The sequence below is a fragment of the Methylococcus capsulatus genome (assembly GCF_036864975.1).
Classification (GTDB): Bacteria; Pseudomonadota; Gammaproteobacteria; order Methylococcales; family Methylococcaceae; genus Methylococcus.
Window position 1 is genome coordinate 639657 of record NZ_CP104311.1, and the last position, 15344, is coordinate 655000.

10 protein-coding genes and 2 rRNA genes (1 of these 12 only partly in view) are annotated in these 15344 nt (G+C 61.4%); 7 read left to right on the forward strand and 5 right to left on the reverse strand.

All coding sequences use genetic code 11. The features are described 5' to 3' along the window. Position 1: 1 nt before the first annotated feature. Together N4J17_RS02965 and N4J17_RS02970 are read left to right on the forward strand one after the other, a co-directional pair. Complete coding sequence (locus tag N4J17_RS02965) at positions 2-670, forward strand: sulfotransferase family 2 domain-containing protein (RefSeq protein ID WP_198324056.1); 669 nt, start codon at positions 2-4, stop codon at positions 668-670. Next, positions 667-1716: a glycosyltransferase family 9 protein gene (locus tag N4J17_RS02970; RefSeq protein WP_198324055.1), complete on the forward strand. Its 1050-nt coding sequence runs from the start codon at positions 667-669 to the stop codon at positions 1714-1716. Before N4J17_RS02965 ends, N4J17_RS02970 begins: the two co-directional genes overlap by 4 nt. Before the next feature lie 4 nt (positions 1717-1720). Here N4J17_RS02970 and N4J17_RS02975 read toward each other — a convergent pair whose 3' ends face one another. The 3 genes from N4J17_RS02975 to N4J17_RS02985 are packed head-to-tail and all read right to left on the reverse strand — an operon-like array spanning position 1721 to position 6449. Beyond that, positions 1721-2596: a Kdo hydroxylase family protein gene (locus N4J17_RS02975; RefSeq protein WP_198324054.1), complete on the reverse strand. Its 876-nt coding sequence runs from the start codon at positions 2594-2596 to the stop codon at positions 1721-1723. A gap of 5 nt (positions 2597-2601) precedes the next feature. Further along, a complete protein-coding gene (gene thiO, locus N4J17_RS02980; protein ID WP_232470714.1) occupies positions 2602-3759 on the reverse strand; it encodes a glycine oxidase ThiO in 1158 nt (385 codons plus the stop codon). Positions 3760-3770: 11 nt separating this feature from the next. Continuing rightward, entirely contained in the window at positions 3771-6449 is a 2679-nt protein-coding gene (locus N4J17_RS02985; protein ID WP_232470713.1) for a UPF0182 family protein, read from the reverse strand. 286 nt (positions 6450-6735) lie between these two features. Between N4J17_RS02985 and N4J17_RS02990 the strand changes: the two genes are divergently transcribed. The 5 genes from N4J17_RS02990 (at position 6736) to N4J17_RS03010 (ending at position 12933) form a co-directional block, all read left to right on the forward strand. After that, on the forward strand, positions 6736-7143 hold the full coding sequence (locus N4J17_RS02990) for a hypothetical protein (protein WP_198324053.1): 408 nt from the start codon (positions 6736-6738) through the stop codon (positions 7141-7143). A 98-nt stretch (positions 7144-7241) separates the two neighbouring features. Beyond that, the gene (locus N4J17_RS02995; protein ID WP_277458155.1) at positions 7242-8486 is read left to right on the forward strand and encodes a TolC family protein; all 1245 of its coding nucleotides are present in this window, start codon (positions 7242-7244) and stop codon (positions 8484-8486) included. Then, positions 8483-9580, forward strand: a complete 1098-nt coding sequence (locus tag N4J17_RS03000; protein WP_198324052.1) for an efflux RND transporter periplasmic adaptor subunit — start codon at positions 8483-8485, stop codon at positions 9578-9580. Before N4J17_RS02995 ends, N4J17_RS03000 begins: the two co-directional genes overlap by 4 nt. Further along, positions 9577-12627, forward strand: coding sequence for an efflux RND transporter permease subunit (locus tag N4J17_RS03005; protein WP_198324051.1), 3051 nt, complete (start codon positions 9577-9579; stop codon positions 12625-12627). Before N4J17_RS03000 ends, N4J17_RS03005 begins: the two co-directional genes overlap by 4 nt. Before the next feature lie 3 nt (positions 12628-12630). Further along, positions 12631-12933: a DUF3240 family protein gene (locus N4J17_RS03010; RefSeq protein WP_277458156.1), complete on the forward strand. Its 303-nt coding sequence runs from the start codon at positions 12631-12633 to the stop codon at positions 12931-12933. An 84-nt stretch (positions 12934-13017) separates the two neighbouring features. On the opposite strand, the gene rrf is transcribed toward N4J17_RS03010, so the two are convergent. Then, positions 13018-13131, reverse strand: a 5S ribosomal RNA gene (rrf, locus tag N4J17_RS03015). Positions 13132-13234: 103 nt separating this feature from the next. Then, positions 13235-15344 (reverse strand): 23S ribosomal RNA (locus tag N4J17_RS03020) (it continues 784 nt past the right edge of the window).

Below are 15344 nucleotides of genomic sequence, written 5' to 3' on the forward strand. Positions count from 1 at the left end.
GATGCTGCTCTCGCTCCGCTACAACTTCCTGTTCGTCCATATCGCCAAGACCGGCGGAACCAGCGTGCGCGACTCGCTGTGGCGCTACAAATGGACCGATCCGGCCCGAATTCCGCAGTTCCTGTGCAGCAAGCTCAGTGCGCTCACCGGCCACGAGATCGGCGCCAAGTTCCCGCGCCACGCCAAGGCCATCGCCGCCATGGAGATGCTGCCGCGCGAGTTGTATCAGAAGCTGTTCAAGTTCGCCTTCGTGCGCAATCCATGGGATCTGCAGGTCAGCTCATACCATCACATCCGGCGCGAACGGCCCGATCTGCTGGTAGGCCGCGACGACTTCGAGGCATTCCTGCGCTGGAAACTCGACCCCGAGCGCGCGCCGCAATACCACGCCGACATGTCGATCGAACTGCAGACGGACTACCTGATCGACCTGCACGGCAATCTCATCGTCGATTTCGTCGGCCGCTACGAACGCCTCGCCGAGGATTTCGAGGAAGCCTGCCGCCGCATCGGCATCGCCTGCCCCAAACTGCTGCACAGCCGCAAGGCCACCGACCGCGGCAAGGACTACCGGCGCTATTACAACGACGCCACTGCCGAACTGATCGAAGCGCACTACCGCCCCGACATCGAGCGCTTCGGCTACCGCTTTGACGAGCCATTGCCGTGACCGACCGCCCCGGCTCCATCCTCATCGTCCGGCTCGGCGCCATCGGTGACATCGTCTTCGCCTCCGCCCTGATTCCGGTGCTGCGGCAGGCATTTCCCAAGGCCCGGCTGGTCTGGCTGGCCGACGAAGCCAACCAGGATCTGCTGATCCACAATCCACGGCTGGACCGGCTCGCGATCTGGCCGCGTGCCCGCTGGGACAGGCTGCGTAAAGAAGGGCATTACGCCACCCTGCTCAAGGAATTCCGCAACTTGGTCCGGAGCCTGCGGGAAGAGCGCTTCGACTGGGTCCTGGACCTGCAAGGACTCCTGAAGAGCGGCGTGTGGGCGGCGCTGGCCGGCGGCAAGACCCGCATCGGCCTCGGCTCGCGCGAAGGCAGCCAATTCCTGATGACGAAGCGTATCGACCGCCGCACTGAGTCGAACACGATCGGCAACGACTACCTCAAACTGGCCGTCGAACTTGGACTCGACACCGAGGCCTTCGCCATGGATTTCGTGCCGGGGACAGCGGCGGAGACGGAAGCTGCGAAGATCCTGGAGCAGTCAGGCATCGACGGCCCCTATGCGGCGATTTTTCCCTTCACCACCCGGCCGCAGAAGCACTGGATCGACGGGAATTGGTCAGCCCTGGCCGATGAGATCAGCGCCCGTTACCGGTGGCCCGTCGTCATGCTGGGCGGGCCGGGCGATACCGTCCGGGCCGAAGGGATACGGGAGCGCTGCCGGTCGGACCTGAAGAATCTCGCCGGAAGAACCGGGCTGGGAGTCAGCGGCGCATTGATCCGACACGCCGGTTTAGGCATCGGCGTGGATACCGGCCTGACCCACATGAGCATCGCCCTTAGGCGCCCCACTGTCGCCCTGTTCGGCTCTACCGCCCCCTATCTGGAAACGGGGAGGGAAAATGCAGTGGTGCTGTATGAGGCCCTGCTCTGCTCGCCCTGCGAACGCCGCCCCAGCTGCGACGGCACCTTCACCTGCATGGCGCAACTCACGGTCGAGAAGACCCTCGCCGCAATCGACGGCATCCTCAACCGGCCTTGAGCCCTCAAACCAGCGCCCGCCCCGTCAACCGTTCCAGTATCCTGAGCGGAGACATGGCGGGATCGCGCATGGCCTCGACCGGAAGATAGAAGGTCTGCTCCAGCAGATACTGGCCGGCCATGACCGCATGCGAGGCCTGATCGGTGAACACCATCCAGGTAGTGGATGGGGGGAAGTCGAAAGGCGCCTGATCCACTTCGGCCTGATAAGCCAAGTCGGCTTTCATCCTGTCGTGCAACTGCAGCATGTAGTGATCGTAGGCACTGCGCCGGCTCTTGGTCAGCCCCAGCCACCGCAGGATGGGAGCACTGCCGGGAAATGGCGCCGGAATGGCGGGCAGGAAGCGCCTGGCCATCGGCTCGAATGCCTCCCCCAGACGCCAACGGCGGGGGCGGCCTGCCGGATTCACGTTGGCGAACACCCGTAACAACCGCCGTCCTTGCACGGGTGAGGAAGGAAAGGCATCGACATGTAGCCGGGTATCGTCCTTACGCCAGGAGCTCGCGCGTCCGGCGGCCTCCACCGGCCGGAAGCTGGTGCGGCCTTGCACCAGGGCGGCGCTGTATTGCGGCAGCAGCCTCGCCACCAGGCCGGCGGCCTGGCCGGCGAAGCGCGCCATCATGCCCCGCAGCGCCTCCACATCGGCCACCGCCGGGCCGGTCCCGTGCAGATCGCGGCTCGCGGCATCGAAGCTGACGTTCTTGCTCTTGCCCACCGTCTCCGGCGACAGGAAGGTCTTTTCATGCGCCTCGATCGCGAATCCGAGTCGGGGGAAATACAGGACCTTGCCGTGCTCGATTTCAGTCAATGCGTCGGCACGCTCCTTCGCGGAAAAAGATGCATCCCAGTCGGCGCTGCCGAACTCGAAAATTCTGCTCATACGCTCTACCTCTCTACTGATGCCTCTTCGTTATCCGGGTTGGTCCACCCCTGCGGCACGCCATAAGGCTTGGCCGGCACGATCGGCGGGCGGCCGAGAATCAGGTCGGCCACCAGCCGGGCCGAGGCGGGGGCCATGGTCAGACCATTGCGGAAATGGCCGCAGCTCAAATACAGATTACTGAACGCCGGCGTCGGGCCGATAAACGGAATGCCTTTCGGCGACCCTGGACGCAGGCCGGCCCAATGGCCGATGACCTCCGCATCCGCCAGCGCAGGCAACCAGTGGCGGGCGAATTCCAGCAGGATACGCCGCCCTTCGGCATCTGGCACCTTGTCGAACCGGCGCTGTTCCACGGTGCTGCCGCACAGCACTATGCCGTCCCGCCTCGGAATGAGGTAACGATCTCCCGCCAGGACGATATGGTCGACAAGCCCGACCGGCGCCCGGAACGCCAGCATCTGCCCCTTGACCGGCGCGACGGGCAGGTTCGGGAGCACAGCCCGCAGTATTTCCGCGGACCAGGCACCGGCCGTGACGAGATAGGTTTCTGCCACGAACGTCCCCTTCGCGGTCACTACCCTTAAGACCTTGCCATCCCGTGATTCCAGAGTTGTCACCCCAGCGCCTTCCTCGATGGCGATGCCGCGCTGGCGGGCATCGGCCAGTATCGCGCGCAACAGACGGGGATTGCGCACCTGCGCCACCTCAGGCAGACAGATCGCCGGCAGGGAAGACGGCGCAAGCCGGGGCTCCAGCGAGGCCAGGACAGCTGGTTCGATCCACTCGCGCGGAACTCCGTGCGCCGCGCACCAGGCATCGGCAACCGCGGGCTCTTCCGGCTGCAGCACCAGCAGCCCGCTTTGCCGCCATTCGGGATCCAGACCGGTTGCGTCCAGCAATTCTGCGACAAGGACGGGATAGCGCTGCTGGCTCCAGGCACAGAGCGCGGTGACGGCTTCCGGCATGCGCCAAGGACAGAGCGGCGATAGAATGCCGCCCCCTGCCCAGGACGACTCGCGTCCAGCCAGTCCCTTGTCGAGAATCCGGACCGACAGGCCGGCCGCGGCCAGCTCACGCGCCGCCAGAAGGCCGCTGATCCCGGCGCCGATGATGAGAACGTCGGTCGACTTCACCGCTTGCCGCATTCCCTTCACTGGCATGGACATCCGCATCACAGGGGATGCATGCCGGGCTCATCCCGCCTGGACGGCAGCGGTGTGATTCCACGCGCCTTCTGCAAGGCGATGAGCCGCTGCTCCAGCTTGTTTAACGCCGCCTCCAGGGAGGTCTCCATCACCACGATGTCCCCCATCGACAGGATCACCCGCGCGAGTTCCGGAATTTTGACGCTGCTGGTGGACTCGATGTAGACCGGCTGCACGTACAACAGCGATCGCCCGATGGGCACGATGATGATGCGGCCGCGGGTGAGATGCGAGCCTTTCTGATCCCACAGGGCGAACTCCTTAGCGATTTCGGCGTCCTGATCGATCATTGCGCTCACCTGTGCCGGACCATCGACCTGGACATCCTTGCTGTACTTGTAGAGGACGATGGACTTCGAGTAAGGCATGCCACAGGCTTCTGGCCGCAATGCGCCGCCGATCGCCAGCACGCTCATGTTATTGCGCCCGATCGGCGTCATCGGATTGATCAGCACGAAATTCTGCATGTTTTCGCAGCCGTCGAGCTGAGTCGTGAAATAGTAGGGTGCCACGGTCCGAGTCACGGTGCGGCCATCGCGCATCCGGACGCCGACCTTGGCGAAATCCCAGGTCTCCGCCTGTTGATAAAACAGTTCCGGCTGGGTCTGGTGGTATTTGGCGTACATCCGCATCTGGATCACGAACAAGTCCTGGGGAAAGCGCAGCTGCTCCCGAATCAATGGCGGCATGGCGCTGGCGTCCTGAAACAGACCCGGATAAGCCTTAATGTAGCCCTTGAGGACGGCGTCGTCGTGATCCACGACGTAATAGTCCAGCGAGCCGTCGAAAGCATCAACCACGATCTTGACCGAATTGCGGATGTAGTTGAATTCGCGCTCTTCGGTGTCACCACGAAACTTGTAGCGTGTACGCTTGGAAACCGGATAGGAATTGAGCGTCGTGTAAGCGTCGACGACCCAGAAAATCCGCTGTGGGGTCACCACGATGTAGGGGTCGCGATCCAGCGCCAGGAACGGCGTGACCGTGTTGATCCGCTCAATGATGTTTCGGCGGAACAACGCCTGGCTGCTCTTGGTGATATTGAGTGAGAAAAACAGCCGCTCGTCGCGGAAATAAATGGACAAAAGCAGACGTCTGAGGAGGGAGGAGATCGGAACCCCGCCGCTGCCCGAATAGTTCTGGCTGGATCCCTGATCGAAACTGGCGATGTCGACGATCTCGAGCCGGTTGGGAACGATCGCGTAATCCAGGTTTTCCAGACCGAAATAGATGTCGGGCTTCTCGGTGGTCAGACCGACGTCCGAATGCATGTTCAGGTCCCTGAGCCACCATTGCATCGGATGATCGCCCGACTGCGCCGCCGGCGTGATCACCGCACCATAGCCGTGGGTATAACGCAAATGGGTGTTCTCCCAGTTCCTGGCCTCCTCGGGCAACTTGGCGAGATTGATTTCACGTGCCGCCAGATTGACCTGTTCGATCTGGCCGTTGACGAGATAACGCGCGGTGTCGACCTCCGTGAAATTATAATAGGGCCGTATGCCTTGAAGCTGCTGGTACACATCATCCAGGTATTCCGGATCCCATACTGGAATGTTGTGCAGATGCTCGCGGATGCGCGGATCGATGGTTTCGGCACCCTCAGGCACCGCCGTGATGTCGATGGTGCGGATTTCGTCGAGATCGAAAGCCGCCAGCGTCGCATCGATGTTGTACTTGATGTACTTGTGCTCCATTTTGACCGGATTCGGCTTGACCACGAAACGGTCGATCAGCTCCGGCACCACGTCGACCTTGCGCAACCCGGTGGCGGAAACCCAAATCAGCGCACAGGTCAGCGCCAGCTTGAGTCCGCGATGGCGCTGCACGAACCACAGCGCGGCCACCACACCGACGACGAGAGAAACGATCTCGACCCAGATCAAAGGCAGATGGTAGCGGAGTTCGATCAGACCAGGGCCGAAAAACAAGGGTTCGTGGGCGTCGACGTAGAGCAGCTCCTCCCGCTGCAGACGGTATCCCCAGGCCGCCACCACAGCAACCAGCAGCACCAGCAGATTCAAATGGATGCGGGCACCGCGAGGCCATGGCCGGCGGCGGGCCGGCGAGAATTCGTGCTCCACCCAGTAGAGCGCCGCCACCATGACGGCCAGCACACTGACACATACCAGCAATTCCGCTTGGATCAGGCCCAGAATCGGCAGCCGGAACATGTGAAAACCGGCGTCTTTCCCGAACACCGGCTCGGTGATGCCGGCATCGGGGGCGAAAAAGAACAGCAGGCCGGCCTCCCACTCTTGGTAGAACGGCAACGCGACCAGCACAGCCAGAAACACCGACAGCGGCAGATAAACCGGCAATGCCCCGGTCTGGAACATGCGCAGCCAGCGCCGGTAGCGCGACTCCTCCGACCCTGCGGCATAAATCGCCTGATCGACCCCCAGATACTGCGAAGCGGCCCAGAAATTCAGGAAAAAGATCAGGAAAAAGAAAAGAGTCACCCCGCCGGACAAAATGTAGCGGTACAGGACCCGCAGCCAGAAATAGGCGCCGAGGTCCAGCGACTTGAACCACCACCAGTCGACCAGGAAATGCGTGGCCGCCAGGACGATCGCCAGCAGCAGCCCCACCAAAACCACCATGACCACGGCTGCGGACATCAGCAGTCGTTTCCAGTTTCCCATATCGTCCTCGTTCGGTGTTTTGTTACTCGTATGGATGGGCTTACAGGGGGATGGAACGCAGGCGGCAGGCGCATGCTCCGGCGCGATCGGCCTTGTTCGCGCTGGCGTGCCAAGCCATTAGATGATACCCGACTACCCCGTAATCTGGTAGGCGAGAGCGGACGGTACAGAAGCCGGCATGCCGGGGTGGTGGATTTCGGCTATACTCACCGCGGCGGAAGCGATCACAAGCTTCCCGAAACCGCCAAAATGGCCGACAAACGCCTGCGGAATGGGGTTCCCCTGTTTGAACCGATATGCCCGACGCCTCACGCTGTGTGTCCTGGTACTGATCCAGGTATGGGCACCTCTGCTCCACGCCCATCCGGCCAACAGCGAACCCTGGGGCAAGTTCCATCTGCCCGGTCTCGAGTTTCTCGAGCGTCCCCAGGGGAAAGGATGGCATGCTCCGGATGCAGGAGCAGAGACGTCCCTGGTCGTTGCGATGCAAAGCGGCATTTTGGAGCCCTCGTGTGTCTCGTGCCCTTGCCGGATGGACGAACAGACGCCGGACCATCCTCCCGGCCCGCCCGATGCCCGTTTACCGACACCGGAGCCCCTGGCAGATCTTCCCCGCTCTCCATTTATCCTGCTGCCCTACGGCTTCCAGGCCGTCAAACCGCCCTCGGCACGCGCCCCGCCGACTCACGTCTGATCTTTGCGTCGCGGCTTCCCCGCGCGTAACGGCGCCTACCGACGATTCCCCGAAATCGAGACGGCGGGCATGCTGACACTATGAATCCGGTACTGCCGATGATCCTCCTTCATGGACTCCTCGGTGTTTTCCTCGCCATCGCCTCCGCTTCGGCCCGGGGCGAGGAAGACGCCATGACTGAGCCTGCCGGCCTGCTGCCTTTCGACGCCCGGCTCAGCCTCCACGGCGTGGTGCAAACCACTTTCGAGAACTATCCGCAAACGGCGATGGTCGACGCCATGCGCCTGGAAACCAACGCCTTGCAGCAGCGCAGTGACAGCTGGATTCCGGGCTACCCCATGGTCTATATCCAAAACAACCAGAACATTGCAGGCGATGGTGAAGGCATGACGCAATGGGGCTACCAGGTCCCCCTCTGGCGTTGGGGACAACGGGATGCGAGCCAGGCAGTCACCGATAGGGCCGCCGAAAGCACGGAACGGTTCGGGCTGGGCCTCAAACACGAGGTCGCCGGCCTGGTCCGGGAGAGCCTATGGAATCTCAAAATGATGCAAAACCGTCATCAGTTCGCCAGGACTGTGTACGAGGTGTCGCTGAAACTGGTCGAAACGGTCAAACGCCGTGTCGAGCTCGGCGATCTCGCCCAGGCCGACCTGCTGCTGGCCCAGAGCGACTCTTTGGAAAAGAAGACCTCGCTCACCCAGGCCGCCGTCGACCTGCAGCATGCCCACCAGGCTTTCGCGAACCTGACCCGAATGCAATCGGCACCTGAAAAATTCGATGAAGAACTCTCCAGGCTGACGGCCATCACCGAGGAACACCCCCAGCTGGCCGCCCTGAATGCCATGATCGAGCGTGCCCAGGCCGATGTGGAATTCGTCCGGCAATGGAAGCAAGGTACCCAGCCCACCGTCTTGATCGGCGCCCAGCATCGCGCCTTCGTCAACAAGAACCTGCAGAACGACACCAACGTGGTTCTCCAGATACCGATCGGGGGCGATGCCTATAACGAGCCCTTCGTCGCCCAGGCGAATTTGGTACTGACCCAGAAGATCACGGAACGCGACAACCTGATCCGCCTACTCCAGCGATCGCTCAAGCAGGCACAGCAAACCCTGGAGGCGGACCGCAAAGCGCTGGACATCGCCAGGAACCGGCGCGATATGGCCGAAACCCTGATCCGGATGAACCGGATCGCGCTTGAAACCGGCGAAATCCAGCTGATCGACTTTCTGCAGGTCCAGACTACCGCGCAGGCGGCAATCTGGGACGCGATGCAGAAGGAAATCCAGTTGAAACGGGACATCGCCGCTTATAACCAAGTGGTGGGGGTAACACCATGAAGCCGCGGGTCCTGGCCGTTCTGGCCCCCCTGCTGCTGGGAACGCCGGCCGGAGCCGATCCGATCATCAAACTGGATGCCCAGCAGATCGAGCACCTCGACATCCGTGTCGCCAAACCCGAAATCGTCGATGCCTTGCCCCTGGCCTGGGCACCGGCGCGCGTGGTCATTCCACCAGACCGGGAGTTCATCGTCAGCGCGCCGCAGGCCGGTGTCATCACCCGAATCGACGTGGCACTGGGATCCTCGGTGACCCCGGGACAGGTCGTCGCGGAAATGCAAAGTCCGGACCTGCTGACCCTCCAAAGAGACCTCCTCAATGCCGCCACCGAATACGAGCTCGCCGGCTCCAAACTGAATCGGGACCAGAAGCTGCTTGACGAAGGCGTCATCTCCAAGCTGCGCTGGCAGGAGACCCGCAGCGTCTTCGACAAGGCCCAGGCCAATCTGCGCCAGGCCGAGCAAGTGCTCGAGGCCAGCGGGATGTCGGCGAAGGACATAGCAGAACTCAAGCGGTCACGCCGCATAAGCAATACCCTCTCCTTGCGCACGCCAATCCGGGGCGTGCTGCTGGAACGCCTGGCCACCGTAGGGCAGAGGGTCAGCATGCTGGCCCCGCTGTTCCGCATCGGCAACGTCGACCAGTTGTGGTTGGAAATCGACATGCCGCAGGAGCGCCTGAGTGAAATCCGGCTGAAAGACCGGGTCGAACTGGATTCGCCGCGAATCCGGGCAACGATCATCGAAGTCAGCCAGAACGTACGGCCAGACACCCAGACCGCCTTGGTGCGCGCCATCATCGACGAGCACGACGACAGCGTCCGCGCCGGCCAGAACGTCAACGTCCAGGTCATGCACGCCAGTACCGACTTCATTTGCCGGGTACCGCTCGCCGCGGTCTTCAGCCAGGACGAGCGGCAATACGTCTTCGTCCGGACACCCGAGGGTTTCGCGGTGCGTGCAGTGAAGGTCGCCGCCGTGTCCGGGCGCAAAGCCATCATTCATGAGGGCTTGACGGCCGACGACCGGGTCGCCGTCCAGGGCGTCGCCGCCCTGAAAGCCGCCTGGACCGGTCTAGGCGGGGGTGACGAATGAGCCGGCTGATCCAGTTCGCTCTGACGCAGCGCCTGCTGGTCGTCCTTCTCACTGCCCTGCTGGCGGGTTCCGGTTATGTCGCCACCCTGCAGATTCCCATCGACGCTTTCCCCGACGTCTCCCCCACCCAGGTCAAGGTCATCGTGAAAGCCCCCGGCATGACGCCGGAGGAAGTCGAAAGCCGCATCACCGCACCCATCGAACTGGAACTGCTCGGCATTCCAAAGCAGACCATGCTGCGCTCCATCGCCAAATATGCGCTGACCGACATCACCATCGACTTCGAAGAAGGCACCGACATCTACTGGGCACGGCAGCAAATCGCGGAAAGGCTGAACGGCGTGTGGGCCAGCCTGCCCGAGGGCAGCGAAGGCGGCATGGCACCCATGACGACGCCACTGGGCGAAATGTTCATGTTCACCGTCGAGGGCGGCGACCTCACGCTGATGGAACGGCGGAACCTGCTGGATTGGGTCATCCGTCCGGCGCTTCGCACGGTGCCCGGCGTGGCCGACGTCAATTCCCTGGGCGGGACTGTGCGAAGCTTCGAGGTGATCCCGAACAACGCGGGGATGTCCTCGCGCGGCATCACCATGGAAGCCTTGATCGGAGCGCTCAAGTCCAACAACCGTAACGACGGCGCCGGCCGCTTGCCGGAGGGCGAAGAAGCGTTGCTCGTGCGTGCCGAAGGTCAGATCCGGGATCTGGATGATGTCCGTTCCATCGTCATTGCCAACCAGAACGGTGTCGCCATCACCATCGGCGACGTGGCCGAAGTACGGATCGGCGCTCTGACCCGCTATGGCGCGGTCAGCCGGGATGGGCGGGAGGAGGCCGTGGAGGGGCTCGTGCTGGGGTTGCGCGGCGCCAACGCGCGGGAGGTGGTCGAGGGCGTCAAAAGAAAGATCGAGGAAATCCGGCCGGCCCTCCCGCAAGGCGTCGTGCTCGATGTGTTCTATGACCGCAGCGATTTGGTGAACCGTGCCACCCATACCGTCGTCCGCGCCCTGGTAGAAGCCATCGTCCTCGTCGTCGTCCTCCTCCTCCTGTTCCTGGGCGATCTGCGCGCCGCGTTGACCGTGGCTTGCATCCTGCCGCTTTCGGCGCTTTTCACCTTCCTGCTGATGCATCAGTTTGGACTTTCGGCCAACCTGATGAGCCTCGGCGGCCTGGCCATCGCCATCGGCAAGCTGGTTGATCCGGCTGTGGTGGTCGTGGAGAACATCACGACACATCTGGCTGATCCCAGGATGCAAGGCAAACTACCGCGGCTGCACTTCATTTACCGTGCCATGCGCGAGGTCACCGCGCCGGTGGTATCGGGCGCCCTCATCATCGCCATCGTCTTCGTACCGCTCCTATCGCTGCAGGGACTCGAGGGGAAGCTGTTCAGGCCCGTCGCCTTCACCAACGTGTTCGCCATGGCCGGATCGCTGTTCATGTCGCTGCTGGTCATCCCGGTCCTGGCGTCGTGGCTGATGCGCAAGGTGAAGCACGAGGAGCCTTGGCTCGCCCGGAAACTCCATGAATACTATCAACCGGTGCTACGGTGGGCACTCGATCACAGCCGCCTGGTCGTCATCGCCGCCGGCATCTTGCTCGCCCTGACGGGGGTGATCTACACCCAGATCGGCAAAACCTTCATGCCGACGCTGGATGAGGGCAGCATCATCGTTCAAGTGGAAAAACTGCCATCGATCAATCTGGAGCAATCCGTCCGGCTCGACCAGCAACTCCAGAAAGCGCTGTTGGACCACGTTCCCGAGGTCGAGCGGGTCGTGTCGCGCGTGGGATCGGACGAAATCGGACTGGACCCGATGGGACTCAATGAAACGGACAACTTCGTCGTTTTGAAGCCCGTCGAGCAATGGAACGGCAAGACCCGCGAAGAACTGGTCGAAGACCTCCGAAAAGTCCTGGAAACCCTCCCGGGCATCGCTTTCGGCTTCACCCAGCCGATCCAGATGCGGGTCACGGAGATGCTCACCGGCGTACGCGGCGACGTAGCCGTCAAGCTCTACGGTCCCGACATCGCAGTACTCAACGAAAAAGCCGAGGCCATCGCCGACGTGATCCGGTCAGTAGAGGGCGCTTCGGATGTGTTCACGATGCGTAATGCTGGCATGCAATACCTCCAGGTCCAGATAGACCGCCTCGCGACGGGGCGCCTGGGACTTGACGGCGATACCCTGGAACGGATGCTGCGCGCACAGATTGAGGGGCTCAAGCTGGGCATCGTGCAGGAAGGCATCAAGCGGACCCCCTTGTTACTCCGGGCAGCCGCCGACCCCGAGCAACTCGCATTACTGCAGGTGACTCTCCCCGACGGTCGCCGCGTGCCACTTTCCGCCCTCGCCCGCGTCGAGCGTACCGAGGGACTGGTTGCCATCACCCGAGAGCGCGGTCAGCGCTTCTCGGTCGTCCGAACCAATGTCCAGGGCCGTGATCTGGTCGGCTTCGTGGAAGAGGCACGTAAGGCGGTCGGCGAACGCGTACCGCTTCCCAGCGGCTATTACCTCACCTGGGGAGGACAGTTCGAGAACCAGCAACGCGCGGCACAACGCTTGTCCATCGTCATTCCCATATCGATCGGCTTGATCTTTCTATTACTGTTTACCACTTTTGGGTCGGTCCGGCAGGCGATACTGGTACTCACCAATGTCCCCTTTTCTCTGGTCGGCGGGGTCACCAGCCTCTGGCTATCCGGTGAATACCTGTCTGTCTCCGCCTCCGTGGGATTCATTTCCCTCTTGGGCATTGCCGTGCTCAACGGCGTGGTGATGGTGACCTACTTCAATCAGCTTCGGGCGATCGGCCTTCCTCTGGATGAAGTCGTCCGCCTGGGCGCGTCGCGGCGACTACGGCCGGTACTCATGACCGCCAGTATCGCCGCGTTCGGGCTCATTCCCCTACTGTTCGCTACCGGCCCCGGATCGGAAATCCAGCGGCCGCTGGCCATCGTGGGGGTGGGAGGACTGGTCACATCCACCCTTCTGACGCTCGTGCTGCTCCCCATCCTTTACCGACATTATGGCGAGGATAAATGACCGATGTCCGATCTCGTACTGCTGACGCTTCTGGCCCCCCCTCCGCTTGAAGACGCTTTGGTGGACTGGCTGCTGAGCACGCCGGGCATCCAGGGTTTCAGCAGCCAGGTGGTCTCGGGGCATTCGAGCCGTACCGAAGGACTGAGCCTGCAAGAGCAGGTTTCTGGGCGGAGCCGGCGTATACGTTTCGAAGCCCAGATCGCTGCTGCCGGCTTGGCGGAGACCCTGAAGGCTTTGCATGCGGATTTTCGAGGGAGCGGCGTCCATTACTGGGTGCTGCCGGTGCAGGCGGTGGGCGGTTTATGAGGTGGCTGGCCCCGGGGCGCGCAAAAAACCCCGTCCCTCCGGGGGGAGGAGGGACGGGGTTGGGGTGTCGCATTGGAAATAAGAGCCTGGCAGTTCCCTACTTTCGCACAGGTGTTCTGCACTATCATCGGCGCTAAGCGGTTTCACTTCCGAGGTCGGGATGGGATCGGGTGGTTCCCGCTCGCTCTGGCCGCCAGGCAAAACTGGTCTTGGCACTGGAGCCCTAAGGAATTTGGTCAACGTACACGGTGTTCGCGGTCTTGTCGCACGATCCACACCCGCCAAACGTCTTGGGTGTTATATGGTCAAGCCTCACGGGCCATTAGTATCGGTTAGCTTCACCCATTACTGAGCTTCCACACCCGACCTATCAACCTGGTGGTCTTCCAGGGCCCTTCAGGGGACTCACGGTCCCAGGGAGATCTCATCTTGGGAGGGGCTTCCCGCTTAGATGCTTTCAGCGGTTATCCTGTCCGAACATAGCTACCCGGCAATGCCATTGGCATGACAACCGGAACACCAGCGGTTCGTTCACTCCGGTCCTCTCGTACTAGGAGCAACTTCCCTCAAATCTCCAACGCCCACGGCAGATAGGGACCGAACTGTCTCACGACGTTCTAAACCCAGCTCGCGTACCACTTTAAATGGCGAACAGCCATACCCTTGGGACCGACTACAGCCCCAGGATGTGATGAGCCGACATCGAGGTGCCAAACACCGCCGTCGATATGAACTCTTGGGCGGTATCAGCCTGTTATCCCCGGAGTACCTTTTATCCGTTGAGCGATGGCCCTTCCATACAGAACCACCGGATCACTAGGACCTACTTTCGTACCTGCTCGACTTGTTCGTCTCGCAGTCAAGCGCGCTTTTGCCCTTACACTCTCTGCGTGATTTCCGACCACGCTGAGCGCACCTTCGTGCTCCTCCGTTACGCTTTGGGAGGAGACCGCCCCAGTCAAACTACCCACCATGCACGGTCCCCGATCCGGATCACGGACCTGGGTTAGAACTCCAAATTCACCAGGGTGGTATTTCAAGGTCGGCTCCACCCGAACTGGCGTCCGAGCTTCTCAGCCTCCCACCTATCCTACACAAGTCAATTCAAAGTCCAGTGCAAAGCTATAGTAAAGGTTCACGGGGTCTTTCCGTCTAGCCGCGGGTACACTGCATCTTCACAGCAAGTTCAATTTCACTGAGTCCCGGGTGGAGACAGTGTGGCCATCGTTACGCCATTCGTGCAGGTCGGAACTTACCCGACAAGGAATTTCGCTACCTTAGGACCGTTATAGTTACGGCCGCCGTTTACCGGGGCTTCGATCAAGAGCTTCGCTTGCGCTGACCCCATCAATTAACCTTCCGGCACCGGGCAGGCGTCACACCCTATACGTCGACTTTCGTCTTTGCAGAGTGCTGTGTTTTTAATAAACAGTCGCAGCCACCGTTTCACTGCAACCCCCTTCGGCTCCATGGGCAAGCCACTTCACCTACCAGGGGCGTACCTTCTCCCGAAGTTACGGTACCATTTTGCCTAGTTCCTTCACCCGAGTTCTCTCAAGCGCCTGAGAATTTTCATCCTGCCCACCTGTGTCGGTTTTGGTACGGCCGCTTGCAACCTGAAGCTTAGAGGTTTTTCTTGGAAGCCTGGCATCAATCACTTCGGCTGAAGTCGCCTTCAGCACCGTCATCACGCCTCGGCATTGACCCTCCGGATTTGCCTAAAGAGTCTGCCTACACGCTTAAACCGGGACGTCCAACACCCGGCTGACCTAGCCTTCTCCGTCACCCCATCGCAGTTGCAACCGGTACCGGAATATTAACCGGTTTTCCATCGACTACGCCTTTCGGCCTCGCCTTAGGTGCCGACTAACCCTGCGCCGATTAGCGTTGCGCAGGAAACCTTGGGCTTTCGGCGAACGGGTTTTTCACCCGTTTTGTCGTTACTTATGTCAGCATTCGCACTTCCGATACCTCCAGCCAACTTCTCAGTTGACCTTCACAGGCCTACGGAACGCTCCTCTACCACTCACCTCAAAGGTGAATCCGCAGCTTCGGTACATCGCTTAGCCCCGTTGAATCTTCCGCGCAGGCCGACTCGACCAGTGAGCTATTACGCTTTCTTTAAAGGATGGCTGCTTCTAAGCCAACCTCCTGGCTGTCTGGGCCTTCCCACATCGTTTTCCACTGAGCGATGATTTGGGGACCTTAGCTGGCGGTCTGGGCTCTTTCCCTTTTCACGACGGACCTTATCACCCGCCGTGTGTCTCCCGTGATTGCACTTCCCGGTATTCGGAGTTTGCATCGGTTTGGTAAATCTAGACGACCCCCTAGCCGAAACAGTGCTCTACCCCCGAGAGTGAGACACGAGGCGCTACCTAAATAGCTTTCGAGGAGAACCAGCTATCTCCGAG